The 26,237-nt window shown below is 47.1% G+C and carries 24 protein-coding genes; 16 read left to right on the top strand and 8 right to left on the bottom strand.

From position 1 onward, the window contains the following. Positions 1-6: 6 nt before the first annotated feature. From surE to AM1_RS27290, 5 genes are all read left to right on the top strand, one after another. The gene (gene surE, locus AM1_RS27310; RefSeq protein ID WP_012166183.1) at positions 7-699 is read left to right on the top strand and encodes a 5'/3'-nucleotidase SurE; all 693 of its coding nucleotides are present in this window, start codon (positions 7-9) and stop codon (positions 697-699) included. 119 nt (positions 700-818) lie between these two features. Then, positions 819-1,145, top strand: coding sequence for a hypothetical protein (locus AM1_RS27305; RefSeq protein WP_012166182.1), 327 nt, complete (start codon positions 819-821; stop codon positions 1,143-1,145). 81 nt (positions 1,146-1,226) lie between these two features. Continuing rightward, complete coding sequence (ycf46, locus tag AM1_RS27300) at positions 1,227-2,729, top strand: stress-responsive protein Ycf46 (RefSeq protein ID WP_012166181.1); 1,503 nt, start codon at positions 1,227-1,229, stop codon at positions 2,727-2,729. 126 nt (positions 2,730-2,855) lie between these two features. Then, positions 2,856-3,209, top strand: coding sequence for a DUF1257 domain-containing protein (locus AM1_RS27295; RefSeq protein ID WP_012166180.1), 354 nt, complete (start codon positions 2,856-2,858; stop codon positions 3,207-3,209). Between the two features lie 156 nt (positions 3,210-3,365). Then, on the top strand, positions 3,366-5,789 hold the full coding sequence (locus tag AM1_RS27290) for a sucrose synthase (protein WP_012166179.1): 2,424 nt from the start codon (positions 3,366-3,368) through the stop codon (positions 5,787-5,789). Positions 5,790-6,129: 340 nt separating this feature from the next. Here the strand turns inward: AM1_RS27290 and AM1_RS27285 are convergent, their stop codons facing one another. Both AM1_RS27285 and AM1_RS42375 read right to left on the bottom strand, forming a co-directional pair. Further along, positions 6,130-8,244: a protelomerase family protein gene (locus AM1_RS27285; RefSeq protein WP_012166178.1), complete on the bottom strand. Its 2,115-nt coding sequence runs from the start codon at positions 8,242-8,244 to the stop codon at positions 6,130-6,132. Positions 8,245-8,407: 163 nt separating this feature from the next. Next, positions 8,408-8,569 (bottom strand): hypothetical protein, encoded by a 162-nt coding sequence (locus AM1_RS42375; RefSeq protein ID WP_012166177.1) that lies wholly within the window; start codon positions 8,567-8,569, stop codon positions 8,408-8,410. 395 nt (positions 8,570-8,964) lie between these two features. Between AM1_RS42375 and psbD the strand changes: the two genes are divergently transcribed. Beyond that, positions 8,965-10,020 carry a photosystem II D2 protein (photosystem q(a) protein) gene (psbD, locus tag AM1_RS27280; protein WP_012166176.1) on the top strand — a complete coding sequence of 352 codons (1,056 nt, stop codon included), beginning with the start codon at positions 8,965-8,967 and terminating at the stop codon, positions 10,018-10,020. Positions 10,021-10,168: 148 nt separating this feature from the next. On the opposite strand, the gene AM1_RS27275 is transcribed toward psbD, so the two are convergent. Continuing rightward, complete coding sequence (locus AM1_RS27275) at positions 10,169-10,873, bottom strand: esterase/lipase family protein (RefSeq protein ID WP_012166175.1); 705 nt, start codon at positions 10,871-10,873, stop codon at positions 10,169-10,171. Next, a complete protein-coding gene (locus tag AM1_RS27270; RefSeq protein ID WP_012166174.1) occupies positions 10,874-11,155 on the bottom strand; it encodes a hypothetical protein in 282 nt (93 codons plus the stop codon). 668 nt (positions 11,156-11,823) lie between these two features. On the opposite strand from AM1_RS27270, the gene AM1_RS27265 reads away from it, so the two are divergent. From AM1_RS27265 to AM1_RS27255, 3 genes are read left to right on the top strand one after another with little or no spacing between them, the layout of a single operon-like run. Further along, positions 11,824-12,069, top strand: a complete 246-nt coding sequence (locus AM1_RS27265; RefSeq protein WP_012166173.1) for a hypothetical protein — start codon at positions 11,824-11,826, stop codon at positions 12,067-12,069. 49 nt (positions 12,070-12,118) lie between these two features. After that, a complete protein-coding gene (tmk, locus tag AM1_RS27260; RefSeq protein ID WP_012166172.1) occupies positions 12,119-12,814 on the top strand; it encodes a dTMP kinase in 696 nt (231 codons plus the stop codon). Continuing rightward, positions 12,814-13,776: a DNA polymerase III subunit delta' gene (locus tag AM1_RS27255; RefSeq protein WP_012166171.1), complete on the top strand. Its 963-nt coding sequence runs from the start codon at positions 12,814-12,816 to the stop codon at positions 13,774-13,776. Before tmk ends, AM1_RS27255 begins: the two co-directional genes overlap by 1 nt. Positions 13,777-13,807: 31 nt before the next feature. Here the strand turns inward: AM1_RS27255 and AM1_RS27250 are convergent, their stop codons facing one another. Together AM1_RS27250 and AM1_RS27245 are read right to left on the bottom strand one after the other, a co-directional pair. Continuing rightward, positions 13,808-15,496, bottom strand: a complete 1,689-nt coding sequence (locus AM1_RS27250) for a hypothetical protein (protein ID WP_012166170.1) — start codon at positions 15,494-15,496, stop codon at positions 13,808-13,810. Further along, a complete protein-coding gene (locus AM1_RS27245) occupies positions 15,497-16,450 on the bottom strand; it encodes an ABC transporter ATP-binding protein (protein ID WP_012166169.1) in 954 nt (317 codons plus the stop codon). 315 nt (positions 16,451-16,765) lie between these two features. On the opposite strand from AM1_RS27245, the gene AM1_RS42790 reads away from it, so the two are divergent. Next, positions 16,766-17,716 carry an IS110 family RNA-guided transposase gene (locus tag AM1_RS42790; protein WP_012166168.1) on the top strand — a complete coding sequence of 317 codons (951 nt, stop codon included), beginning with the start codon at positions 16,766-16,768 and terminating at the stop codon, positions 17,714-17,716. Positions 17,717-17,795: 79 nt separating this feature from the next. Here AM1_RS42790 and AM1_RS27235 read toward each other — a convergent pair whose 3' ends face one another. Together AM1_RS27235 and AM1_RS27230 are read right to left on the bottom strand one after the other, a co-directional pair. Further along, a complete protein-coding gene (locus AM1_RS27235) occupies positions 17,796-19,886 on the bottom strand; it encodes an IS1096 element passenger TnpR family protein (RefSeq protein WP_012166167.1) in 2,091 nt (696 codons plus the stop codon). Positions 19,887-20,025: 139 nt separating this feature from the next. Further along, positions 20,026-20,442, bottom strand: coding sequence for a hypothetical protein (locus AM1_RS27230; RefSeq protein WP_012166166.1), 417 nt, complete (start codon positions 20,440-20,442; stop codon positions 20,026-20,028). A gap of 250 nt (positions 20,443-20,692) precedes the next feature. Between AM1_RS27230 and AM1_RS27225 the strand changes: the two genes are divergently transcribed. The 6 genes from AM1_RS27225 (at position 20,693) to cydB (ending at position 26,192) form a co-directional block, all read left to right on the top strand. Then, on the top strand, positions 20,693-20,989 hold the full coding sequence (locus tag AM1_RS27225) for a hypothetical protein (RefSeq protein ID WP_012166165.1): 297 nt from the start codon (positions 20,693-20,695) through the stop codon (positions 20,987-20,989). 122 nt (positions 20,990-21,111) lie between these two features. Next, positions 21,112-21,309, top strand: coding sequence for a cytochrome b6f subunit PetP (gene petP, locus AM1_RS27220; RefSeq protein WP_010473025.1), 198 nt, complete (start codon positions 21,112-21,114; stop codon positions 21,307-21,309). A gap of 6 nt (positions 21,310-21,315) precedes the next feature. Further along, the gene (locus AM1_RS27215) at positions 21,316-22,416 is read left to right on the top strand and encodes a Get3/ArsA fold putative tail anchor-mediating ATPase NosAFP (protein ID WP_012166164.1); all 1,101 of its coding nucleotides are present in this window, start codon (positions 21,316-21,318) and stop codon (positions 22,414-22,416) included. 265 nt (positions 22,417-22,681) lie between these two features. Continuing rightward, a complete protein-coding gene (locus tag AM1_RS27210) occupies positions 22,682-23,587 on the top strand; it encodes a hypothetical protein (RefSeq protein ID WP_012166163.1) in 906 nt (301 codons plus the stop codon). A 135-nt stretch (positions 23,588-23,722) separates the two neighbouring features. Then, positions 23,723-25,165, top strand: coding sequence for a cytochrome ubiquinol oxidase subunit I (locus AM1_RS27205; RefSeq protein ID WP_012166162.1), 1,443 nt, complete (start codon positions 23,723-23,725; stop codon positions 25,163-25,165). A 10-nt stretch (positions 25,166-25,175) separates the two neighbouring features. Continuing rightward, a complete protein-coding gene (gene cydB, locus AM1_RS27200; RefSeq protein WP_012166161.1) occupies positions 25,176-26,192 on the top strand; it encodes a cytochrome d ubiquinol oxidase subunit II in 1,017 nt (338 codons plus the stop codon). Positions 26,193-26,237 lie beyond the last annotated feature (45 nt).

Here is a 26,237-nt window from a genome sequence, read left to right as displayed (position 1 = left end):
TTTGGCATGACTTGGATTCTCACCAACGATGACGGCATTGATGCCCCAGGCATTGCAGCCTTAGCACAGGCGATGGAGCAGCCAGCTTTGTTGATTGCACCCCAAACCCACCATTCTGGTTGTGGACATCAAGTCACAACTTCTGCCCCCATTACCATCGACCAGCGGCCAGCGGGGTCTAATCTGCTTGCCAGCTATGGTATTGGCGGAACGCCAGTCGATTGCGTTCGGGTAGCCCTCCAGCATCTCTGTCCCAAGCTGACTTGGGTTTTTTCCGGCATCAATATGGGCGGTAACTTAGGCTCAGATATCTATGTTTCGGGAACGGTTGCCGCCGTCCGAGAAGCTGCCTTGCATCGTATTCCCGGTATAGCCCTTTCTCAATATCATCGCCGAGACCGCCCCATCGACTGGTCCCGCTCAACTCGCTGGGCCAAACGGGTCATCCAGCACTTACAGGACCAGCCCCTACCTTCACAAGCATTTTGGAATGTAAACTTCCCCCATCTGCCTCCAGGGGCCCCCGATCCTGAAATTATTCAATGTCCACTGTCCAGACAACCTTTACCCGTCGCCTATCGCCAAGAAGAAGCAGGTTTAGTGTATGTAGGCAATTATCATGGCCGAGATCGCGAACTGGGTAGTGATGTGGATATTTGTTTTCAGGGCAATATTGCCGTCACTCAGATTCAAGTATGAGCCCATACTTTATGTACTTATATGAAGAAATTGACGTCATAACGGTTTGACAGCTTGACAGCAATGTGTCTAATCTTTAAGCTGTTCCTTAATACCCGGGTATCCATTTACTAAGCCATATGCAAGACAAACAAAAGGTTACTCTTTACCTACCACCCGACCTGCATCGTCAACTCAAAATTCGAGCTGCCGTTGATGCAGAGCCCATGTCAGCCATTGCTGAACGGGCCATTGATTTCTACCTGGGTCATCCTGAGGTGGTGGAGCAAACAGAAGTATCTGCTTATGGGGCGACCCATCAAGTATATGCCTGTCCCGAATGTACGACGACTGTCGTTTTGCGTGCGGGTGAGTTGGTTTCAATGAAAGAGCAGCCTGCCATGTTAAGTGATGATGGACTGAAGGTTCAACCTGCAGCTGAAGAACTCGTGGGAGCGGGCGTCTGATTTTTCGGCCTATTCTTTAATAGCTGTCTGTCCAACTTCATGCATCCTCTGTAGTCAACCCTGCATTGGGAGACAAAGGTCATGAAAGAAGAGCTAAGTATTCTTATTCAAGCTCAATATCCTTTGATCTACCTCGTTACCCCCGAGGAAGAACGGGCAGAGGAAGCGATTGCTGCCATTGCTCAAAGGCAGGAACGAAAGGTTTTTGTTTGGACGTTGACTCGGGGAACCGTTGAGCATGGACAGCCCCGCAGTTCCACCCAACATAGTACTGTTTCTCCCCAGATGGCGATCCAATCAGCCATTGGGGAACGTCAAGACGCCATCTTTATTTTTAAGGATCTGCATCCGTTTCTAGATAATGCTGAAGTGATGCGATGGTTACGAGATGCGATCGCAAGCTTTAAAAACACCCGAAAAACCATCATCTTGATGTCTCCTGTTCATCAGGTTCCCCATGAGTTGGAGACGGAAATGGTCGTTCTCGACTATCCCTTCCCTAACCTGGCTGAACTCCAAGATGTTCTGGATCAGCAGTTGCAGTTTACAGGGCGGTCCCTAGGCACTCCAGCACGGGAAAAACTGCTAAAAGCAGCCCTCGGATTGACCAAAGATGAAGCTGAAAAAGTTTATCGCAAAGCCAAAGTAACAGCGGGTCAACTCACAGAAGCCGAAGTTGAAGTTGTGCTCTCCGAAAAGAAGCAGCTTATTCGCCGCAATGGCATTCTAGACTATATCGAAAGTGATCACACCATTGATGCCGTCGGTGGTTTAGAAGAATTGAAGCATTGGCTGACCCAGCGGTCGGAAGCCTTTACTGAACGGGCACGGGAATATGGCTTACCCCAACCCAAAGGCATGTTAATTTTGGGGGTTCCTGGATGCGGAAAGTCCCTGATTGCCAAAACCACTTCACGGTTATGGGGCTTACCCCTCCTCCGCTTAGATATGGGACGTGTCTATGACGGCTCCACCGTAGGACGGTCAGAAGCCAATTTACGAAGTGCCCTCAAAACCGCTGAGTCTATTTCTCCAGCTATCTTATTTATTGATGAGATGGACAAGGCCTTTGCGGGTGGTGCCGGATCGGCAGATTCAGACGGCGGCACCTCCAGCCGAATTTTCGGGTCGTTTTTAACCTGGATGCAGGAAAAGACTTCTCCCGTCTTTGTGATGGCTACCGCTAACCGGGTTGAACGCTTACCTGGAGAATTTCTGCGTAAAGGCCGTTTTGACGAAATTTTCTTTGTCGATTTGCCCAACCCCCAAGAGCGCCAGCAAATTTTTAATATTCATCTCTCCCAGCGTCGTCGAGATATTTCCCGTTTTAACTTAGCTGAACTCGCAAACGTTTGCGAAGGCTTTTCGGGAGCAGAAATTGAACAGGTCGTCATCGCCGCCATGTACGAAGCTTTTTCCCAAAATCGCGAATTCACGCAACTCGATATTATTGCCGCCAGCCGCTCCACCTTACCCCTCTCCAAGACAATGACCGAGCAGGTAATGGCCTTACGGGACTGGGCTCGCCAAAGAGCCCGCCCTGCAGCAGCCTCAGTCGCAGAATATCAGCGACTTGAGTTCTAAAAGCTTTCTCCTGTTCCCAACAGGAGGAACCACTAGCTATACGCTAGTCCATCCAACCGCAATTCTGTCAGCGTTGCGGTTTATCCCAACCAAACGTTGTTATCTCAATTCCTGGAGGAACATCCAATGTCACACTTTAGCACTCTCCGCACCAAGATCACGGAAGCTGAAATTCTTAAGTCTTCCCTGAAGGATCTCGGTATTGAAGTTAAAACAAATGCCGATGTGCGGGGCTATAACGGCCAACGTGTTCGGGCAGACATCGTTGCAGTTTTAGACGGTGAATATGATTTGGGTTGGTCCCATAATACTGATGGCTCCTTTGATCTGATTGCTGATCTATGGGGCGTTGCCAAAAAGCATAATCAAACCGAACTCATTAACTCTATTAATCAAAAGTACGCCGTCACCAAAACATTGTCAGAAATTAAGCGACCTGAGCTCCAGAACGCCAATGTCAAGTTGGTTCTCCATCGCTAATTTCTCTGCGCGTTCCCAAAATCCTAATAGCTGGCCTCAGGGTCAGCTTTTTTTATGCCTGCAATGTTTAACATTCGTAACCCCTTACAACACTATTGATACGTCTGTTGCTATCAGACTTAATATATTCCTAGGTCCCATGTCCGGAGCATCTTTATGTCTCAGTTGATTCAAGCGGTCTTAAATAGCGATGAAAAAACGGATTTGCGACAGTTTGCCAGTGAAGTTCATAATCAACCCGAACGCTATTTACTCCGCAACGACATTCTGAGCGTATTTGACACCTTCTGCGAGAAATATGAGAAGACTCCTGCATTTCAACTCTCATCACGATTGCAAAAGCTGATTTACTACACCCAGGAAATCCTGGTCGAGGATGAAAACCTCTATCTGATTATTCGACCCAAAATCGCATCTGAAGAAGCTTACCGCTTAGATCCTCGAGAATTAGTCTATGAGCAAATCCAGATTGATGAGCTATTGGATCTGCGCGATCGATTTGTAGGGCACTATCATCCCCAAGAGGGCGACATCCTCGAAATTGATTTCCGTCCTTTCTATGACTATTCTCCCGTCATCCGAGATCCCAAGAATATTGGTCGAGGCGTTCAATATCTCAACCGATACTTATCGAGCAAGATGTTTGAGGGACCTCAACAATGGCTCTTCTCTCTCTTTTCATTCCTCAAACTTCATTCCTATAACGGCACTCAACTTCTGATTAATCAAAGGATCCAAAGCCCCGAACATCTATCTGAGTGCGTAAAGCAAGCCATTAGCTTAGTGGGGGGACTCCCCCCAGAACAGCCCTATCCGGAATTTAGATTTAACTTCCAAGAGTTGGGTTTTGAACCAGGTTGGGGGAATACCGCGGCCAGAGTTCTAGAAACTTTAGAAATGCTGGATGAGCTAATCGATTCTCCTGACGATCAGGTGTTGGAAGCCTTTATCTCTCGCATTCCCATGATCTTTAAGATCGTGCTGGTTTCAATTCACGGCTACTTTGGTCAAGAAGGGGTTTTGGGCAGACCCGATACGGGTGGGCAGGTTGTTTATGTCCTTGATCAAGCAAAAAGCCTAGAGAAGCAGCTGCAAGAAGATCTTCAGTTTGCAGGGCTAGATACCTTAGAAGTTCAGCCAAAGCTTATTATTTTGTCTCGATTGATTCCCAATAGTGAAGGAACCCTCTGCAATCAGCGGCTAGAAAAGGTTCATGCCACCGACAATGTATGGATTTTGCGCGTTCCCTTCCGAGAGCTAAATCCCAAATACACCCAGAACTGGATTTCCCGATTTGAGATATGGCCCTACCTAGAGACCTACGCCATCGATGCTGAGCGGGAACTACTGGCCGAGTTTCGGGGCTTACCGGATTTGATCGTGGGTAACTATACAGACGGTAACTTAGTCGCCTTTCTCCTCTCCCGTCGGTTAGGAGTAACCCAGTGCAACGTTGCCCATGCTCTTGAAAAGTCGAAGTATCTGTTCAGTAATCTGTATTGGCAGGATTTAGAGGAGCAGTATCACTTCTCCATGCAGTTTACCGCCGATCTAATTGCCATGAATGCGGCGAATTTTATTGTCACTAGTACCTATCAAGAAATCGCGGGTCGCCCCGATACCATTGGTCAGTATGAAAGCTATCGCTCCTTTACAATGCCCGATCTGTACCATGTTGTTTATGGAGCCGAATTGTTCAGTCCTAAATTTAATGTTGTTCCCCCTGGCGTCAACGAAAGTGTCTATTTTCCCTTCACACGGCATCAGGAGAGAACACCCGGGGATATAGACCGACTGGAAGAATTGCTGTTTACCCTCGAAGACCCTGAACATGTCTTTGGCCATTTAGACAATCCAGGAAAACCGCCACTGTTTTCCATGGCTCGTTTGGATCGGATTAAAAATTTGACGGGTTTAGCAGAATGCTTTGGCCAACATCCTCAACTCCAAGACCACTACAACCTCATTCTAGTGGCTGGAAAGCTGAGAACCAGTGATTCAGTGGATCACGAAGAAATCAACGAAATCGAGCGACTATACCGAATAATTGATCAATACAATTTGCATGGCAAAATCCGTTGGTTAGGGGTACGCTTTCCCAAGCAAGATTCAGGTGAAATCTATCGAGTTGTTGCCGATCACAAAGGTATTTTTGTTCAACCCGCCCTATTTGAAGCCTTTGGGTTAACGGTTTTAGAAGCCATGATTTCTGGGCTCCCCACTTTTGCAACTCGGTTTGGGGGACCACTAGAAATCATTCGAGATGGCATCGATGGCTTTTATATCAACCCCACCCATAATGAAGAAATTGCGACTAAATTGCTAGAGTTTGCCAAAGAATGTGCAACCAATCCAGACTATTGGCAACAAATTTCAGAACAAGCGATAGAGCGGGTCTACACTACCTACACTTGGAAAATTCACACCAGTCGATTACTTTCCCTCGCTAAAATATACGGTTTTTGGAACTACACTTCTAGGGAAAAAAGGGAAGATATGCTCCGGTATATCGAGACTATCTTCTACCTGCTATACAAACCCATGGCGAAAAAGCTCTTGGCTAAACATATGGATTCCTGAACAAAGGGTAGAATTTCATTTCACCCAAAAAGTAGCTCTCTCCCTATTTGGCCTCAAACGACCATAGCTGTGATACAAGGCGATTTTGTATAAATGCACGATGGTGATGAACCCATTTTGGTCTTACAGCATTTGCAAGCCGATTGAATTCTCAACAAGCAATATTTATTGAAAGGGCCTAAAACTATTACTATTCATAGCTTATAAGCGTAACCTGCCTCCAAACGCAGCTTCTGTCGTTAGATGCCTATTTACTAGAGTTGTAATAGACGACCATTCCCTCCAACCATTGATGTTTTGAGGGAACAGAATAGCGAGTTAATCTGCCATTGTCAAACACTTAATCAAAGTCCAGCTGAATCACTTGATCAATGGTGACCCCAGCTCGACCGTGGCGAGTATTATGACGGCCTTTCAATCCATGGGCCTGATGGTGAAGCTTAATTTCATCTTTGCGGGCATCTAGGACTCGCTGAATCACGCCTTGGTAGGACTTAGTGAGCCGTTTGAGGATAGATGAGCTAATCATCCATTTTTCATCAAAGGTCCGAGTGGAAACATTGTTGTAGTCCATGATTGCATTAATGGCCTGGGAGATTTTGGCCTCTGCAGCGGCAGACGTCTTCCCTGCCCGCCTTCCTCTCTTTTTAGGAGAAGAAGGGTCTGGATCTGCAGTAGAAAGTTCAGGAGATTCAGCCGGATGAGCGTGGCCATTATTTTGGGCGCTTTCATTCTGAGCAGTATCCAGCTCTGGAGTGGGGTGTGGAGCGGCCTGCTCCCCCTGCATCACTTGGACAAGCTGTGTCAGCACCGTGGTCAGGGTATCTAATTTTTGATCGGTTGCGGATGGTGGGGTTGTTTGATCAAGCGTTGAATCATTTGTAGGTGTAATGTCCGATTTTATAGGTGTAACTCGCTGCGGCGGATCAGATTTGGGAGCTTCCAATTCATGATCCAAATTGTCTAGAAATAATAGGGCATAATGGGTGCGCTGCTCGTAATTGACGCCCTCTTTGGTATAGCTGGTTCGTTCTGCTGTTTTTCCGTCTAATAAAGGCAGCTGTCCCGAGCGAATGGCTTCTGCGATCGCCCGTTTATACAGCGGCAAGTAATCTTCTAGATAGTAGTCCTGCTCTAGGTCAGCAATTTCCTGCTGACACAAAGTGCGGATGGCCTCAGGATCTCTGAGGGGTTGCAGTGGCTCAATAAAGAGGTGAGCCAGCTGTTCTAAATCGTCCGGGGTTTCATGAACAGAGGTACCGTCTTTTAAGGATTGCTCCAGCCATTCCAGCAACACGGACATCTTTTCTTGCTGGGTACCCCGAGGTTCAAACTGGTCGAGCACTTGAAGCCAGCGATCCCGTTCATCTTGATAAAGCCTTAGGGTCGAAATTTCCCGCTTGGGGCGTTGGCGTTGACGTTTAACTGGTCGGATCATTGGTTGTTCTTCCCATTCAGTGAGGGGGTCTGGTTCAAGTTGAGGGGCGGCACTTTGGAAGACTTGCAGGACCTGTACTCCTGGATCCCGTAGTCGGATGCCTTGACGGCCATCTATATTTCCCTCGCCGTCCCCAATTTTGTAGTCATTGTAGTGTCGAGTGGAGGCAAGGGACCGGCGAAGCGTCGTATCTTGCTCATTTTGGATCAAAAAATGACCTTGGATCGCTGCCATATACTCAACATCCGCCACAGTGGGTGGAGCATACCAATGGGTAGCGATCCGAGCATAGATCGTCCGAAATAGATGAGTATAGAGATTGCCCCGCCCAGCTCGTTGAGGAATCAGTTCAGCAAAATAGCGATCGCACGCTTTAGCCACGGGAGGACTGTACTTTCGATTGATGGTTTCCAGTTCCAACCCCACGGTATTGACTCGCTGCCGGAGGAGATCTAGGGCTGCGATCGCATGTTTAGCCGGTGCAAGGGTGGGAATTTCAAAGCGTAATTCCATCGCTTCTTTCCGACGCTTCAAGGCTCCATTGAACCACACACTATAGGGAGAGGAATAATTAAATTCAGCCGTTTGTAATAGCTCTGTGCAGCGACGTCCAGTGACCACTGCTAATCCAGCGGCAACTTCTGACCAGTCTCGGCTATCCAAGAGCATCTTGGCGCGATCAACAATGGCATCTGGTTGCTCTATCAGCCCTTGCTGTTCATTACGGGCTGCGACTCGATCATTGATCGACAAATTAATTTGAATCCACTCATCCCGTGAAAAATTCATGGTCTCCACGACCACATGTTCCTCACCCAACTGCTTCTTCAACGCCTGTCGCACCTCAGTCATTAAATTGCGCTGCTGCTTCAGCTCCTTGAGGCCATGGTCATACCACTGCTGTTTCATCCAGGTTGACCATTGCTCAGCAACCTGCCGATCTTGTGGGGTATTTCCCAGAGAAGCTACCGCAGGCAAAAATGGGTGGTCGTATAGTTTTTTCAGCCAACGGCGCATAGACTTGAAGGTTTCAGATTGCGATGATTATTACATACCCATTAGCCCATCTTCCAGAAGGTATAAAACCTTTGCAAAGAGAGGGATAGTGACGCTTCCCTCTCGGCTTAACCGGAGATCTTTAAGTCTATCCTCACAACTTCCTCATGATTGCAAACTAAGGTTAATACCGAACAGAATCATTTTCCCCGGCAATCGTTTCTACAAAGCTTATGACTGACTGTCCTTGCTGCTCGAATCCATTGCTACGACAAATCCGCTTTGAGAGAGTAAGCTGGTTTTGTCCCCATTGCTGGATAGAAGTCCCTTCTAAGCTATCAGACACTTATCAGGCATCCAAAAAGCACCCTAAACAACGAATATTTTATCGGCCTGTGATGTTGTCAAAGCACCATTTGCGTAGCCCTAAAAGATTGAGTTTTACCAGCTAAGTCTTTTTTGAAATTTTAAGGGCACATTTAGCGCATTAAGCCTTCTGTTTTTTGTCAGATAAAGCTTCTACCGGCAGATAATTCCGTTAACCTATCTGATTGCTCAAGCAGCAATTCGTAAGAGATGGGTGGAATATTCTAAACTTGCCTGCAGCCACATGGAGTGACACAGCACAACACCGGATCTTCATCTGCGATGTTTCCTGGTGGGCTGCTCATGCAGTTAGGAACTGAGTTATAACTGCATCCACAAATCAAGATTACTCATCACTTGTCTGGAGGTTATTCTATGACAGTTGCACTTGGACGTGTCCAAGAGCGAGGCTGGTTCGATGTCCTCGACGATTGGTTGAAACGCGATCGCTTTGTCTTTATAGGCTGGTCAGGGTTATTACTATTCCCCTGTGCGTTCTTGTCCATTGGCGGATGGTTTACGGGAACGACTTTTGTCACCTCGTGGTATACCCACGGCCTCGCGAGTTCTTATCTCGAAGGGTGCAATTTTCTAACTGCAGCCGTCTCTACCCCTGCGGATAGTATGGGACATTCCTTACTCTTGCTGTGGGGACCAGAGGCTAGAGGAGATTTTACTCGATGGTGCCAACTTGGGGGCATGTGGAACTTTGTGACTTTACATGGTGCCTTTGGGCTGATTGGTTTTATGCTGCGGCAATTTGAAATTGCTCGGCTAGTAAATGTGCGACCTTATAACGCAGTTGCTTTTAGTGGTCCCATTGCCGTTTTTGTTTCTGTTTTTTTAATGTATCCCTTAGGGCAATCCAGTTGGTTCTTTGCTCCCAGTTGGGGCGTAGCCAGTATTTTCCGCTTTTTACTATTTGTCCAAGGGTTTCATAACCTGACCCTTAATCCCTTTCATATGATGGGGGTGGCGGGTATCTTAGGTGGGGCACTGCTCTGCGCCATCCATGGGGCAACGGTAGAAAACACTTTATTTGAGGACACTAAAGATGCCAACACCTTTAGTGGTTTTAGTCCCACCCAGTCAGAAGAAACCTATTCCATGGTAACGGCCAATCGCTTCTGGTCTCAGATCTTTGGAATAGCCTTTTCGAACAAGCGCTGGCTGCACTTCTTTATGTTATTTGTTCCCGTGACTGGGCTGTGGGCTTCGGCGATTGGGCTAGTCGGCATTGCCCTCAACATGAGAGCCTATGATTTTGTTAGCCAAGAGATCCGTGCAGCAGAAGATCCAGAATTTGAAACGTTTTATACCAAAAACATCCTGCTCAATGAGGGTCTTAGAGCTTGGATGGCTCCTCAGGATCAAATTCACGAAAATTTTGTCTTCCCTGAAGAGGTTTTACCTAGAGGCAATGCGTTGTAACGGCAAAAAGCTGCTATCTACAAAAGAGGTAAGACGTATAAACTTACCTCTTTTCTTTTGGAAGATCTGAGGTATTGACAGATTGGCTGAGGGAAGACCCCAGATTTCTTAATGACAACCTGGGCAGGAGGAACCCCTCAGCTACCCGTTATGCCAAATAAGTGCTCCACTGTTTAATCGCTGCTGGGGAGCCATACCACAGATAATCCGTATTTTTAGGAACGGCTTGGGTGGGATGGGGGGAATGCCAAACCTGATCAATGGTGAGATTGAGCGCACCAGACAGATGGGCAGACATCACCGGAGTAACACCATCGCCCCAGCATTCGCCTTCACCACAAGTGACCTTATAACTGCTGTAGGTAAACCACTGTCCCAACCGCCAACTGCGCTGTCCATAGAGGGCTTTCCCGGCAACACATACATATTTAACTTCAGGATGGAACGCTCCGGGATAATTATTGTTGACGAAATTGAGGTTGCGCTGGGTCCATGCTTCTTTACTGGTGTGGGGGGTCCCTAGGCTAACCAGGGTGTGAATTTTGGGCTGAGCTTGCCAAACCTGATCACAGTAGGGCTCTGCTCCCATATAAATCCGGGAGATCCATCCACCAGCAGAATGGCCGACAATGTTGACTTGAGGGGCTTGGGTGCGTTCCAGAACCTGCTGAACGGTGTGATCGAGCTGTTCAAGAATAGGGGTAATGGGACGTCCCCCTAAGGTGACAAACCAGTCTTTGCGCTGGAGAGGAACGATGGTCGTTTTTGTGCCTAAGGCATTCAGTTGTTGTTGGAGGTCTAGATAGTCTTTCGCCGGAGCCAGATACCCCGGCAATATGACAGTAGGTAGCATCTATGAACGTTTTCTGCGAGGTGTTTGCAGCCACATCGTGATGCCGGTTACCGCCAGCATCAGCAGGGCAAAGGTATTGATAAAAGGATAAATGACTTCTAGCTTGAGGGGGCCAAAGTTGCCTTTATGGATGTCGAGCAACCAAAAGAAATCACTATTGGCTTTCATAAGACTGGCGACTTGATAAAGGGAACCTGAAAGGGAGGTCAGGATAAGCGGCAGAAACCATATCGGTGCAATTCGAGCATGTAGACGCCGTATTTGAACTTTATTGATGGCCATTAGGGCGTTCAAGTTGAGTGTACTCACTTATTGTGACACTCTTAGATGTGATAGATGCTCTTGCTCTCACTTCAGCAAGCTAGGCAACCGATAAAATCGAGAAGACTTGGTTCCTAGAGATTGGGCCAGTCAAATGCCATTCCTTATCCGATGCCCAACACCGATCTTTCAAAACGATCCTGACAATATTCCATTTTAAAAATTATTAAATGAGTGTACACCAGAAGAGTTGTTTATCCGAATTCGGTAATAACCTGCGGGTGCATACTGTCCCGCTCAATCTCCTAGGGTTAACCCTTCAATGAAAGTAAGAAGACTATGCTAGCGATGGGACGGGACATCAATGCATCTCCCATTCTTTAAATAGTGACGGTAGAGATTTAATGAGCTATCTTGGATGAACGAATATATTTATCCACTGTTTTGAGCTGTCGCGGGGAAATGCATCTTATCGCCAATTCTCTCTATGTTTAGCCATTAACCATCGCTAACCCTAAGAGAGGCGTAGGCTGCTGTCACTCAATACAAATTTCAACGGATACATAGGTCATTCTCCGATTGTTTTTCAATCTGGAGTGAGGATTGACTGGGATTTCCATGTCCTTCTCAAATTTGAGTGTTGACCTAATGGTGTGGGGGGAACTTTACCGCATCGTAGGAGAAGCTACATGGATTGTAGGGTCAATTTGACCAATCGAGATATCAATAACATCATTGCTGTGTTATTTTTGCAAACCTATTTAGAAGATGAAGTCGCCCTGAACCTGATTGACAAACTGAATGACGAGCTAGATGCCTGTATTACTGAGCAGAGTGGTAGCAGAGTCGAAAACTCATCTGAGTATGTTCAAGCAAGACAACAACTGACGCGCCAGCTCTATTTTCAGAATCGTCGCCCAGAATTGGATGCTTAAAAGTCAACTTCCAGGGCAAGATAGAGAGCATGACTTTCATGGCTGATTCATGCTTGGCAAATTTATTGTTTTTGAAGGTGGCGAAGGAGCGGGTAAAACCACTCAACTCAACTTGGTATTTGAATGGTTAACAGGGAGCGGCTGGACAAACCGAATTAAGGGATATATACAGGGTGATTATCCCTCAGTCCTGACAACCCGAGAACCCGGTGGAACGGCTTTAGGTAAGAGCATTCGTAAGTTGTTGTTGGATGTGACCGCAACGGGGAATGAATCGATCGATGAACGGGCGGAGTTATTACTGTTTGCGGCCGATCGGGCTCAACATGTTTCGAGTTGCCTGCTACCGCATCTACAGCAGGGGGCATTAGTTTTATGCGATCGCTATACGGATTCCACTATCGCTTATCAGGGATATGGTCGAGAACTAGACCTAACCTTAATCCATCAGCTCAATCAGATTGCAACCCAAGGATTAGTCAGTGACCTCACCTTTTGGTTAGATATCGATCCTGAATTTGGTCTGGCTAGGACCCACGATCGGGAGCAGGATCCAGAGATTGAGACCGATCGTATGGAGGCCAATGAGATAGCCTTTCATCAAAGGTTACGACAAGGGTTCGCAGATTTAGCTCGTCAACATCCAGAGCGGATTTTTCGTATAGAGGCTCATCAATCGGATGACGTGGTTGCCCAGCAAATTCAAGGCATTCTAGAATCGCGACTTCAGGAATGGTATCCCTAATGTTTAAGGGGATTATTGGTCAATCGGCAGCAATTGAGTATTTGCAGCGGGCCATCTCAACCCAACGCATTGCCCCTGCCTATCTCTTTGCTGGCCCTGAAGGCATTGGGCGAAGTCGGGTTGCCGAACAGTTTCTCAGTTTGCTGCTAGATCCAGAACAAACGGAGCAGCGCAGCCTGAGAAACCATCCTGATAGCCTATGGATTGCCCCGACCTATAAACATAAGAACAAACTGATGACGGTGGCTCAAATGCAGGCACAGGAGATTGCCCTGCCGAGGAGCCATCCTCAAATACGCTTGGCCCAAATTCGAGACATGACCCAGTTCCTCAGCCAATCCCCTTTGGAGGCATCCCGATTGGCTGTGGTGATCGAGGGGGCGGAAACCATGAATGAAGCTGCCGCCAATGCGCTACTCAAAAGTTTAGAAGAGCCTGGAAATGCCACATTGATTTTATTGGCACCAAATATTGACGCTTTGATACCAACGTTGGTATCGCGGTGTCAGCGTATCCCGTTTAGTCGACTGAATGCTGCTCAAATGGCTCAGGTGTTGGATCAGGCGGGATATGGAGAGATTTTGGAGTATCCTCAATTGATCGAGATGGCTCAGGGGAGTCCTGGATGTGCGATCGCACATTGGCATCAGCAAGACTCCATTTCACCCGATCTCTTGCAGGCCAATTTGGACGATCTAAACACGCCCCTCGCCTGTCTTGAGCTGGCTCAGAAAATTGATCAAGCTCTGGACCTCCCCTCTCAACTGTGGCTCCTAGATTATTATCAACAGCTATACTGGCGTACCTATGGCAATTCTGTCTTGCTCCATCAGTTTGAGAAAGCGAAGGAACAGCTGCGTCACTATGCTCAACCTCGATTAGTGTGGGAGGTCACCTTATTAGCTTTGGCCGAACAACAAGATTCTCAAACCAAAACGAACGAGAGACTCCCAACAAATTGAGGTATATCCATCCTATAGACTGGGTACGAAATTAGCCTTGCTCAACAGACACATCACCTCGAAGGAGTTGCTGGGAAGTAGACTCCCCGAATTGTATAAGCTTTCGGTCCTGTAGCCAGCTCAAAGCTGCGATCAGACCTAAGTGGATTCCAAACATCAGCAAAGCACTGAAGACTGATATTTCTTTGATACTAACCATCGCAAAGGGGGTAAGTAAGATCAAACTACCCCAGGCTTGTCCAGGACTAATCCCTAAAATAGCAAGTACAACAGCGGGTACGATGGTGGGTCCCAACAATGTTGCCACCACCCACAAATTGCGATTGGAGATGGGCCGCAACATCATCACTTGATTAAATAAGGTAAAAATCAATATCAAGGTGGAATTGAACAAGAGTGCGGCAATGCCGACTCCAGAGTCATCTTCGGGTAAAGACAGCATCCAAAACATAATCGGAAGACTGGCAATGCCCAGATTGATTGCGATCGCAATCCAAGTCGGACTGTTATCGGCCCACAATAAATCTCTAAAGCGCTGTGTTTTACCCTTTGTAGAAGGATAATTTCCTCGAAACCGAGCCCAATCCTCTAGATCTTGATGGTGAGGGAGTAATAATACAACCATCAACAGGAACCACAACAGATGAGTGAGGATAATGGCTTTAATCATATTGGATGGTGTGTTGTTTCCTGCATTGAATGAAAATCCCAAGAAACAGACGAAGAAGCAGGCGGTTGCCCAATAGCTTTGCTTTTTACTGAGAAGCGAGACCGTTGGGTTGCGAAAGCGTCGTTGCAGGGGACGCCAGAGCCACCACGCCCATAATCCGAAATGAGCTAAGGCAAAAACCCCTATCAGACCCCCACTTCTCCCAAGCGGAACAAAGAACCACTGCCAGTCCGATAACCCGTAAGCATTAAACGGGAGATTCACCCCAATAAGACTGGGAACAATATCTTCATAAAGGTAAGGCAATACTGCTGATGGCGATAAGGTATAGAGCCAGTCGATAGAACTGGAGGTTAAAGCATTTTGGGAGAGCAATAGCAGGAGCAACAAAATACCTGCACTACTGATCCAAGCTTGAAAGCCATTGAGCCAGTTGCTGGCAAGACCAAGTAATAAAGCCAGGCTGTAGTAGAAACAACAGCTTGCCAAGAGTAAGACATCAAAACCCAATATTCTGATGACCGAAATTTCAGCGGCTAAACCCGTCAGATAATGGAGCGGTAAAGCGAGAAGAACAGCCAAATAAATTAGGAAGGGAGCACCCAACATCTTACCCAGCAGGATGGTGCGGGCCGTTTGGGGGCTAAGACTAATAAATGTCAGGGTTCCCTGGCGATCCTCTTTCGAGAGATCACTAATTAGCAAAAAGGTGCCGCCTACAATCAGGCCAAACATTAAGAATATACAGCTCCAGGAAAAGACCTGCAGCCACCACCCTTGCCAGTTCACTAACAGATATTGTTCTTTGCTGACTTGGAAACAGTCCAAGCCTGTTTCTCGATATTCAGCTGTTTGGCAATTCCCCCACCGATAATCTAACGTCCGATATTGCCAGAAAAGAAACAGTCCTTGAGCGATCAAAGACAAGAATACTGTCAAAAGCACACTACGTAATTTCAATCGACCTTGGATCTCCCGCATCAGTTGCGGATTCCAGTCGCCCAGGGTTTCGATCCCTCTGTTTACAAGGGAAAATTGAGCCTTGCCCATTTATGACACCTGCTTATGATCTAGTTTATCGAGAAAGATGGTTTCTAAATCTTCTTGAATGCACTGAAAGTTATAGATGGGAATATCAGCTGCTAGGAGAGATCGCAATAAGGCAGCGGCATCTGCTTGATTCCCTTGAAATTGAGCTTTGATCTGTTGGGTCGCTGGATCTACACGCCAACTCTCTATATGAGGGCATTGCCCCAACAGTTGTTCCACGGGCGGCAAGTCCCCCAGGGTGGCAATCTGAATTTGCTGTTGGCTTAAGGCTTGGTAAAGCTGCTGGAGTGAAGTCTTTTCCACCAAATAGCCCAATTCCATAATCCCCACTGAGGTGCAAAGTTCGGCGAGGTCACTGAGAATATGGGAGGAAATGACAATAGTCATGCCTGCCTCTCGCAGCACATTAATCAATTCCCGAAACTGAACTCTAGCAAGGGGATCTAAGCCAGAGACGGGTTCGTCTAACAGCAGCAAAACAGGCTCATGGATGATTGTCCTAGCGAGGCCCAGTCGCTGCTTCATGCCCCGCGATAGACTGGCAACGGAACTCCGTCGCTTATGGGTCAACTGCACCAGCTCCAAAACATCAAACAGACGTTGACGGCGGCGAGGCTGGCGTAACTCATACAAACGGGCAAAGTAATTGAGATATTCCCACACCGTCAGATCTTCGTAGAGGGGAAAATCATCGGGGAGATAACCGATCAGGCGCTTAAGATGAGCATTGGTTTGATTGCGCTCTAACAACTGGCCTCGAATATAGATATGGCCAAGGGTGGGCTGTTCTGCCGTCGCCAACATCCGAATCAGGGTGGTCTTACCGGCTCCATTAGGACCAATAAGCCCAAAAACTTCCCCTGAACCAATTTCTAAGTCTAAGTCGTTGACCGCAACGTGACGACCAAATCGCTTCGTCAATCCCTGGGTGCGTACTGCTATTTCAGCGGACATATTGATCTCAAACCATTCCGTAGGGTGATCTTAATCATCCTGAGCAGAATAATTTGTGATCCAGGTACTCAAGCAGTGTGAGGACGATCCCAGGTGGTCTTGATTCATGGATACAGGAGGAGCACTATTATTAGTCCCCCTTGTATTGTGGAAGGTGTGGTAGGCCGTCTCCCCCTTGGTTGAGCAAACCGTAAAAAAGCTTGGGCCGCCACACTCTTCGGCTCTCCATCTAACTCGAACAATCGCCTGGGTCATAGAACCCGCATCTGGCAAGGATGAGTAGAATCCGTAGAACAACATCGCGGGACACGAACCATGATTGACACTAAATGCTGGGTAGGCATTGATGTCTCCAAACAGAACTTGGACATTCACATTCGTCCGAGCGGACACATCTTCCAACACCCCAATGATAAAGACGGAATTAGTGCCCTTGTCGCGTCCCTAGAGTCTGTCTCAATTGAGCGGATTGTCTTAGAAGCGACAGGTGGCATGGAGCTACCCGCAGCAGTGGCACTGAGCCAAGCTGGTATGGCTGTTGCTGTGGTTAATCCCCGCCAAGCGAGAGATTTTGCCAAAGCAACGGGACAGATCGCCAAGACAGACACGATTGATGCAGCAATATTGGCTCACTTTGCAGAAGCAATTCGTCCCGAGACCAGACCTCTTGCTAGTGAAGAGAGTCAACTTCTGGGTGAGCTGGTAACGCGGCGTCATCAAATTGTAGATATGATCACTGCTGAGAAAAATCGTTTAGCAGCCATGCATGGTCCAATGAAAGAGCATATTGAGCAGCATATCGAATGGCTCAAGACGCAACTCAATGAGTTAGATGAGCAACTTCAGAGAACTATTCGTCAGACCCCCGTATGGTGTGAGCAGGCGAAGTTGCTTAAAAGCGTTCCTGGTGTTGGAGACGTGTTGTCCTCTGTCCTACTTGTCGATTTACCTGAACTTGGGAAGCTTGATTCCCGGAAAATTGCTTGTCTTGTTGGTTTAGCTCCGCTCAATCGAGACAGTGGAAAATTCCGTGGTAAGCGGATGATCTGGGGCGGGCGTGGCCGAGTACGTACAGCCCTTTACATGCCAACTTTAGTCGCTATTCGCTACAACCCAGTGCTCAAAGCTTTCTATGAGCGTTTAGTTGGACAAGGAAAACCGAAGAAAGTGGCATTGACGGCCTGTATGCGGAAGCTCTTGATCATTTTGAATGCGATGGTCAAAAACAATCAGCAATGGAATCCCGAAATGGCAAGGGGAGCTTGACAGCTAAGACAATCGCTTTTTTACTTGAAGGTTTGAGGAAGAATCCTTGAGTCATGAATCTCTAAGGACTGAGCAGAAGCTACCAATCCCCTTCATAACCTGGGTATTGTTCGGGGGATTCTCCATGTACCTCCAAGATTTCACCCACAGGTGTTTTTTTCTTCTTTTTCTTTTTAGTTCGAGTGCTCTGAATTTGGTTGAGATCTGGCTCGATGGTTTCGAGTTGAACGTCAAAAGTCCAGCAATCTCCAAAGTCAAACAGATATTCCATCACACTGCCTTCTGACAGGGGGAGGCTGCCAATTTTAACTTCATCGGTATGAAGCGGTACTCCTCTAGAGAAGAAGCCGCCGTCGGCATAGGGATGTAGTACTTCCACTTTTCGCCCCATTGCATTGGTATAGGTAAAGGAATCCAGATGATCTGAGTCAAACTCGACGGAGGAGAGAATATAAGCACTGAGATCCTCTAAAGTGGCTTCTCCTGAGATGGCAATCCGTCGCCAGATTTTTCCTAAACTAACCTTAAAAATATGGCGATCGGGACGAAAGCCTGAACTAGCTAAGACCAGGGTTTTCTGCCATTCCGGGAAATAGGGTTGTAGGGTATCTTGTAATTCATCGTAGGGAACAGATGGATCGACCTCAGAAGGCCAAGTCATATCATTCTGTTCATAAGCATTCCGAACCAACTTGAATATGGGTGACCCCAAGGGTAATGCTTCAAAACTCTTAATCCGCCATCCTTTCCCAGCTTCCGGTTTCCCGGTCGTAATGTTCAAAAAGCCAAACATCTCCATTAGCGCTAGATTATGGATGCCAGGATAGTAGCTGAAAAAATCCAGGGATGACTTTTTCTGATTAAATGTATGCTTTTTCTGGTCAGCAATCCTTTCCCAACCTTGTATGCAGCGATTGCCTTCTGTGAGGAATCCCATGCGGTCCTCCCCTAGCATTTCTGCATAGCCGCGAATCAGCCACGCTTCCAGTAGCGTGCAGTACCGTTCTGTGGGATTGAGTTGTTGCCAGAGTTCATATACAGGTTGATTCAGAACCAGAAATTGTTTTTTGCCTTTGGTCACTGAGCTTACAATACCTGTTGCCCTCAACAGCAGATAGAGTCCATGGATTGGCGGATAGGATTTTTGAGCTGGACGTTTTAGATCAATGTCTATGGGAGTGCTCAACTGCTGGTTCAGTTCAGCGAGGTCCTTCATGGAAATTTGCTGTCGTTTGCCACTGACCGCTCGACCTTCGAGACCAATAAACCCTAATAGGGTTTGAAAGTCTTTAAGGATGGAACCAGGTTGAGTTTCACTAATGGTCAGTGCTTTAAGCTGTGTAATCTCTTGCTCTGACAAGGAGGCATCTTTATCTAAGGACGCGGACATCAATTCAGTTCTGAGGGAGCGTAGAGTATCCCCCGGTCCTTCCTTGGCGGCTGGTCCAGTAGCGTCCAGGAGGTCAGCCATCTGATCGGCTGCATCCATTATTTTGTTGAGCAGCTCTACCGGGTTGACCTGTTCGCCCACTTCCGGTAGTTCGACTCCCATTAAATCCAGAAACTTCTGAATATCTGGAGGAGGAGCTGTCATGGGAACTGTTGGTTCAACAGGGATAAGGGGATTATTTTGTGGATCAGCTTTGATGCGCTGATTATATTCCGCTTGAAATGCCTCTATATCGGCTTGACTCGACATATCAAAGCCCGCCTGCATTCCCTGCAGCATAAAGTTTTTAGCAATGCCGCCTCGGGATGCATCAAACATCCAGTCTGCAAATTTGTCTTGGATAGAGGTGAGATATTTTGCGATCGCACCCCCGCTGCGCAATTTATACTCTCGTTTCAAAAAGGTCCAAAAGGCCACTAACTCAGGAATCGCGTCCTCAGCTTCACTTCGATCGCGTAAGGTAAGCTTACGAGGCAGGATATTCTCCATCACCAGCTGGGCGTCCCCTTTGGTCATCTTCGGTAGGGTAAATTCACCGTAGGCAAAGGCCATTTCAATAAACGTGCCGATCCAAAATCCTCCCTCTGGGTAAGTTTGGGTATGGGCAATTCCCACGTCTGATTGGATGAATTCGTTGATCAAACCATTGATGTAATCGTCAAATAAGGGTTCAGCTTCGTCATAATCCAGGCCGTCGAGCTGGCGAATATTAAAAGTCACGATCTAGATCCTCAGAGCAGATATCTATGAGGGTACCGACTGGTTCGCTTCCCATCAAGGTGTTGGGATTCAATCGGTTAATCTTTCCCGCTTCAAGAATCGAAAAGCCCGGCTTAGGACTATTCTTTGGCAGATGGGGCTATTTCTGCATGAGTTGTTTCTCTCGGATAGCGTTGGCTTTGATGGCTAACCCTAGGCCAACCATCAGATAGATAAAGATCATCCCCTTGGCAAAGGCGATAAAGGCTGTGTTAAAGATGCCTGGATCAGCTGTGTGGGTCCTGAAGTAATCAAGTTGTCCTAAAAAGCTCAGAGCTAGCGCTCCTGCGGCAAAGGACCAAGCTGCGACTAGGTAGGTAATACCATTGGCTACCTGGCGAAGGACTAAGTATGCTGCCAGTAACAGCACACCTCCCAGAATGTAATCATCAAACCAGTTCAGAAAGCGCAAGATATCCAAAATATGGTTGGAGCGTCGGACGGTTTCGGCAAGGGGTAGGAAAATGCCCATAACGACTGCCATTCGGACGGATTGCTTAAGGGGTTGATTATCCATATGCGATCTCTCTGGGTTTATAACGTCCTTGAAAACGGCTCAGCCATGACGGGGAGGTTGAAAAGAGAGCTACTGATGAAATCTAGAAAGTGCAGTGATCTCAGTCTATCGAGCAGGGTGATAGAAATGCTGTTTCTTTGAGTGGGATCGGAATATGGTTTTTGGTATCTTGCGTATCTTTCTAGACGTGAGCTGACAAGTCTTATAAATAGTAAGATTGAACACATTTTTTGACAGCGGGGTTTTTAGGATGTTTAGTCAATTGCCTTCTCTATCGGTGGATCAGCAACATCGATCTTCTCTTGCACCAAGGGGTGCAAGCACAGCATCTTCTAAGCATCAACACCATGGTTCGGGTTTGCGGAGAGTGCTTCTGCAGGCTTCTCAAAAACTGTCTCAACGGTCTCAATTGAGCCTTGAGAAAAAGAGTAATTACAAGGGTGAAGTCTGGTGGCAGATTGCCGATCCATGTTCGGGGAAATCCTTTTACGCTCAAACCTTAAAAGAAGCAATTCACTGGATCGAAGTTCAAGGACTCGTGAAATAATCCCCAAAATGACACGGGTTTACCACATTTTTTCTTGACAATAGGCTTAAATCCTTACGGTATAAAGACCTCAAGCCTGCTAGACTATGGATTGGTCCGTTTTCTTGCAGAGGTATCAAGTGATGAAGTTAGGTCAGAAAGTTCGCGTTTGCCAAATTCGCGATCGATTTTCGAGTGCTCTCAACGATAAAGTCGGTGAAATGGGCACCATTCAAGAGTTCAAAATGACCGATGGTAGCGGTATTGGCGTCGTCGTCGCCTTTAGTGATAAAACCAGTAGCTGGTTTTTCGAAGAAGAGCTAGAGACCGGACGACGGTAATCCTGAATGGCATTTCTTCTGACCTTCTTAGGAAAAGGTGGTACGGGGCGAACGACGGTTGCGATCGCAGCGGCAAAACAATTCGCTGAACAGGGATATCGGGTCTTATTGGCCAGTCAGAACCCGGGTCCCGGTTTTGATTTAATGATGGGTGCCCCAATTGGCACGGAACCTCAAGAACTCGGCGTCAACTTAAAAGCAGTGCAGCTCCGCAGCACGGTTTTGCTAGAGAAAGCTTGGGAAGACCTCAAGAAACTCGAAGCAGAATATGTTCGCACGCCTTTTTTTAAGACGGTCTTTGGTCAAGAACTCGGCATTTTGCCCGGAATGGATAGCGCCCTCGCCCTCAATGCTCTACGGGAGTACGAGGGTAGCGGCAGTTATGACGTCATTATTTACGACGGGCCGGGCGATCTGTCTACCCTGCGGATGGTGGGCTCACCGGAAATTCTCAGTTGGTATGCCCGCCGATTTCGCCAGGTCATTGCTGATTCCGATTTAGGTAAAGCCCTATCTCCCTTTGTTCAACCCGTTACAGCAGCCGTATTTACGGTTAATTTGGCTGGGGACAATTTTGCTGAACCGACGGAACGCGCCAATGCCGTGTTGGATGATGCCAAGCGGGCAATCTCCGATCCAAATCGAGTTGCAGCCTATTTGGTTACCACTGGGGACGAGGTTGCGATCGCAACTGCCCAGTACTATTGGGGCAGCGCCCAGCAAGTGGGGTTAAGCGTAGGGGGTGTAATTGCCAATCCTGCTAGAACGCCCCTCAATTCCTCAGCTTTGCAAACTGCATTTGATCCACTCTCTGTGGTCACCCTGCCCGAGCACACCGGAGATTGGCAGCCCCTAATCGCAGCTCTACCGGATTTAAAACAAGCTGCAAATGCTCCTAAACCGATTGAAATTGACATTATCCATGGTCAGGTGAAATTATTTCTGCCCAAATTTGAAAAATCCCAGGTTAAATTAACCCAATATGGTCCAGAAGTGACCATTGAAGCAGGAGACCAACGACGAAATATTTTTCTCCCATCTGAGCTTCGTGGCAAGCCCGTGAAAGCTGCAAAATTTCAAGGTGGGTACTTAACGATCACTTTTTAGATTTTTTCCCGAATCATATTTTTGTTCGCTCGGAACTTTATAGAAAGGAAATCTTCAACTAGAATAAGATTTCCTTTTTTTTGGCGACATCTATAGTTAACCGTTCATTAACTCAATTCTTTTCTATTATTTTGGATTGGGATTTAAATCACATCACAAACAATCAATATAAGTTACACTGGGGCTTCCGCAAAATTCAACTCGGTGGGTTGAAAATACTTTTACGAGAGAGTTTTTAGGGTTACCTACTAAGTTGAGTCTGCTTATGAATACTGCTGTTCTTGGACGACTTCAACACGTTTTGTTCAAGCTACGCAAACCAGATTGGTTTCTCATGTATGCTTTAAGTCGCTTTAGCACAATGCGGAAGCTGATAACTCGCCTTTATGGCAGTACTCAAAGCAATAAAACGAATAATTCTCTCTTTTTTGGCATAGAAGATAGAGATTCTTTATTCTCAGACTTACAGGTTAATACCGTTGTCAATGGCATCAAAAAAGATGGATATTACCCAGGCATAACTCTCCCATCAGCTACAGTTCAGGAAATTTTTCAATTTCTGGAAACCATTGACTATTACCCTGACCATGACGGGCCAGCTTATATCCCTCCCCAGACTGAGGCAAATAATGACTCCACTTCACCTCAGTACAATAAGCTCTACTCTAGGGGGCGATATCCAGAAACCTTTCTCGATTGCCCGGCAATTCAGCGCATTATCCACGATCCCAAGCTATTGAAGATTGCCCAAGGCTATTTGGGTGTACGGCCGATTCATAACGGCTCAAGGTTGTGGTGGAGTTATGCCAATGTTCCTCCCTATGATATCGACCATGCAGGCCAGCGTTTTCACTATGATGTGGATGATTTTGGGGCCTTAAGATTTTTCTTTTATCTCACCAAAGTGGATTCTGCCTGTGGCCCTCATATGATTGTGCGGGGCACCCACGATCACAAACGTTTGACAGATAAAATCACCCTATCGCGCTTTCGTTCGGATGAAGATCTGATCAACCATTACGGCCAAGACTCCTTAGTCAGCCTAGAAGGAGAGGCGGGGTTTGGTTTTGCGGAAGAACCTCAAGTCTTTCACAAAGGTGCACAGCCCACATCAGGGGATCGTTTGATTTTACTGATTCGCTATGTGATGCGGGAGTGGGTAACAGGATAAGTCTTGGGGTATAAACTTTAATCCTGAACTGATAAGTTCTACAAACCGTCTTTGGCAAAGCTTTGACCAGATTTGTTACAAGGGGGAGGGATGAACCATTGATCTTTCATTCCGCTCCGTCAACAGGTTGCCCCTATGGATTTTTTGTCTGATACGGTTGTGCTGTCAAGGATGCAGTTTGCCTTGACAGCTATTTTTCATATGCTTTGGCCTGTCTTATCGACTGGGATGGCCATTTATTTAGTCGTAGTTGAAGGGTTATGGCTAAAAACCCGAAATCGTGATTATTATCTCCATGCCCGATTCTGGGCCAAGCTCTATGTCTTGAATTTTGGGATTGGTGTGGCTTCTGGCTTACCCATGGAGTTTCAATTCGGTACCAACTGGGCACCGTTCTCGGAAGCTGTAGGAGATTTTTTTGGTAGCATTCTGGGCTTTGAAGGGGCAATGGCCTTTATGCTCGAAGCGGGCTTTCTGGGGATTATGCTATTTGGTTGGGACCGAGTCCCCCCGTTGATGCACTGGCTAGCGACGATCATGGTTGCTTTTGGTGCAAACCTTTCCACCTTTTGGATTTTGACTGCGAATTCCTGGTTACAAACTCCAGCGGGAGGAGAATTTATTGGGGGTAAGTTTATCGTCAGCGATTATTTCCAGGCGATACTAAATCCATTTATGCTGAATAGCTTTCTGCATATGTTTTTCGCCACCCTGGAAACGTCTTTGTTTGTGATTGGGGGCATTAGTGCCTGGTATATCCTCAATCGTCGTCATCCAGGCTTTTTCGGACGATCTCTGAAGGTGGTTCTGGCTGTTGCCTTCGTCGTTGCCCCACTCCAGATTTTTGTCGGTCATCTCAGCGCTGAGCAGGTCTATCACTACCAGCCTTCTAAATTGGCAGCCATGGAAGCTCAGTGGGATACCATTCCCGCTGGATCGTCTCCGGCCTGGAGCTTGGTCGCATTGCCGAATGATCAGGAGGAGCGCAATGAATGGGAAGTCAAAGTCCCAGGTATGCTCAGCTATTTGTTGGAGTTGAAGCCCACCCTATCGGAGCCTGTGCAAGGTTTAAACGAGTGGGAACCACAGGATCGACCCCATATGGTGGGATTAATTTACTATTCCTTTCGGATTATGAGTGGGATTGGTATTTTCTTAGCAGGGTTGATGGGCTTTAGCTTATGGCGATGGCTCCGGGGCAAACTGACGGCAGAGGCGATCGTTGAGCAGAAACTAATGCTGTGGGGATGGCTACTCGCAGCGCCCATGGGCTATATAGCAGTGGAATGTGGTTGGATTGTTCGCTGTGTTGGTCGCCAACCCTGGACGGTTTATGGTGAGCTACGCACCGCAGATATGGCCACGCCTCTGCCACCTCCTGAAGTTCTAACCTCTCTTCTGGGCTTTGCTGGTATGTATAGCCTGTTATTTGTGGGAGCACTGTATTTTGGCAGCCGCATTATTCGTAAGGGTCCTAATTTAGAGCTACCCCTACCCCAATCAGTTAGCAAAGCTCCCTTGGCGGTTGAACCCATGCAGCATCAGCCTGATCAGCGTCCCATAGAAACCCAACAGTAGAGGTTCGTTCATGGAAGCATTAGAACATTTTCTACCCCAGGTCTGGTTTGTGATTCTAGGGTTGTTTCTTTTCCTCTATGTCACCCTCGATGGATTTGATTTAGGGGTGGGGATTTTGTCCCTAACGGCCTCGAATGAGGAAAGTCGCAGCATTTTAATGACCAGTTTGGGCAATATTTGGGATGCCAATGAAACCTGGTTGGTCTTGGTGGGGGGAACGTTATTTGGCGCTTTCCCATTAGCCTATGCCACGGTCCTCCATGCTCTATATATTCCCGTCAGTTTGATGGTGGGCGGATTAATCTTGCGGGCGATCGCATTTGAGTTTCGGGAAAATTCGGTTCGTAGCAAGCAACTGTGGAATGTTGCCTTTGGCGCAGGGAGTTTTATGGCAGCCTTAGGTCAGGGTTTTGCCGTAGGAACCGTATTTGAGGGAATTACGGTAGATACTGCAGGCCATTTTGTGGGGGGTGTATGGGATTGGTTAAGCTGGAAATCAGTTCTGGTCGCTCTAACGCTGATTCAAGGGTATGTCCTGATTGGTTCCACCTATTTGGTGATGAAAACGACGGGAGCCCTGCAACAAACCCACTACAAAACGGCTAAATTAGCGGCAGTCACGACGTTCCTAGGAGCAGTATTTATTACGGTGAGTACGCCGGTGTTTTATGAACAAATGCGCGATCGCATGTTTGATCCACCTCTGCTTTATTTCTTCGCCGCTATTCCCCTCTTAGGCAGCTTATTTGTAGCTCTGTTATTGCGAAGTCTCAGCAAGGAGCAAGAGCGAATGCCCTTTGTTTGGACAGTGCTGATTTTCTTACTCTCTTTTTTAGGCCTGGGGTTAATCATTTTTCCGTACATCATCCCCCCTCAAGTCACGATCTATCAGGCTGCTGCTTCGTCAAGTGCCCTGGTTTTTATGATCATTTTTATTGGTTTCTTAATCCCGATTATGTTGTTCTACAACATCTATAACTATGTGGTCTTTAGGGGGAAAGTCACCCAAGCTCATGAGAGCGATTAAGGTCCAACTAATTACGGGTTTTAGGCAATCTCACCCATGAAATAA

Source organism: Acaryochloris marina MBIC11017, from assembly GCF_000018105.1.
GTDB classification, from domain to species: Bacteria; Cyanobacteriota; Cyanobacteriia; order Thermosynechococcales; family Thermosynechococcaceae; genus Acaryochloris; species Acaryochloris marina.
Note: the sequence above shows the minus strand (reverse complement) of the source record. Positions and strands in the feature narration are given on the sequence as shown.

Coding starts and splice junctions, on each gene's coding strand:
- surE (WP_012166183.1), top strand. CDS start 7: ATGACTTGGATTCTCACCAACGATGACGGCATTGATGCCCCAGGCATT.
- AM1_RS27305 (WP_012166182.1), top strand. CDS start 819: ATGCAAGACAAACAAAAGGTTACTCTTTACCTACCACCCGACCTGCAT.
- ycf46 (WP_012166181.1), top strand. CDS start 1,227: ATGAAAGAAGAGCTAAGTATTCTTATTCAAGCTCAATATCCTTTGATC.
- AM1_RS27295 (WP_012166180.1), top strand. CDS start 2,856: ATGTCACACTTTAGCACTCTCCGCACCAAGATCACGGAAGCTGAAATT.
- AM1_RS27290 (WP_012166179.1), top strand. CDS start 3,366: ATGTCTCAGTTGATTCAAGCGGTCTTAAATAGCGATGAAAAAACGGAT.
- AM1_RS27285 (WP_012166178.1), bottom strand. CDS start 8,244: ATGCGCCGTTGGCTGAAAAAACTATACGACCACCCATTTTTGCCTGCG.
- psbD (WP_012166176.1), top strand. CDS start 8,965: ATGACAGTTGCACTTGGACGTGTCCAAGAGCGAGGCTGGTTCGATGTC.
- AM1_RS27275 (WP_012166175.1), bottom strand. CDS start 10,873: ATGCTACCTACTGTCATATTGCCGGGGTATCTGGCTCCGGCGAAAGAC.
- AM1_RS27270 (WP_012166174.1), bottom strand. CDS start 11,155: ATGGCCATCAATAAAGTTCAAATACGGCGTCTACATGCTCGAATTGCA.
- AM1_RS27265 (WP_012166173.1), top strand. CDS start 11,824: ATGGATTGTAGGGTCAATTTGACCAATCGAGATATCAATAACATCATT.
- tmk (WP_012166172.1), top strand. CDS start 12,119: ATGCTTGGCAAATTTATTGTTTTTGAAGGTGGCGAAGGAGCGGGTAAA.
- AM1_RS27255 (WP_012166171.1), top strand. CDS start 12,814: ATGTTTAAGGGGATTATTGGTCAATCGGCAGCAATTGAGTATTTGCAG.
- AM1_RS27250 (WP_012166170.1), bottom strand. CDS start 15,496: ATGGGCAAGGCTCAATTTTCCCTTGTAAACAGAGGGATCGAAACCCTG.
- AM1_RS27245 (WP_012166169.1), bottom strand. CDS start 16,450: ATGTCCGCTGAAATAGCAGTACGCACCCAGGGATTGACGAAGCGATTT.
- AM1_RS42790 (WP_012166168.1), top strand. CDS start 16,766: ATGATTGACACTAAATGCTGGGTAGGCATTGATGTCTCCAAACAGAAC.
- AM1_RS27230 (WP_012166166.1), bottom strand. CDS start 20,442: ATGGATAATCAACCCCTTAAGCAATCCGTCCGAATGGCAGTCGTTATG.
- AM1_RS27225 (WP_012166165.1), top strand. CDS start 20,693: ATGTTTAGTCAATTGCCTTCTCTATCGGTGGATCAGCAACATCGATCT.
- petP (WP_010473025.1), top strand. CDS start 21,112: ATGAAGTTAGGTCAGAAAGTTCGCGTTTGCCAAATTCGCGATCGATTT.
- AM1_RS27215 (WP_012166164.1), top strand. CDS start 21,316: ATGGCATTTCTTCTGACCTTCTTAGGAAAAGGTGGTACGGGGCGAACG.
- AM1_RS27210 (WP_012166163.1), top strand. CDS start 22,682: ATGAATACTGCTGTTCTTGGACGACTTCAACACGTTTTGTTCAAGCTA.
- AM1_RS27205 (WP_012166162.1), top strand. CDS start 23,723: ATGGATTTTTTGTCTGATACGGTTGTGCTGTCAAGGATGCAGTTTGCC.
- cydB (WP_012166161.1), top strand. CDS start 25,176: ATGGAAGCATTAGAACATTTTCTACCCCAGGTCTGGTTTGTGATTCTA.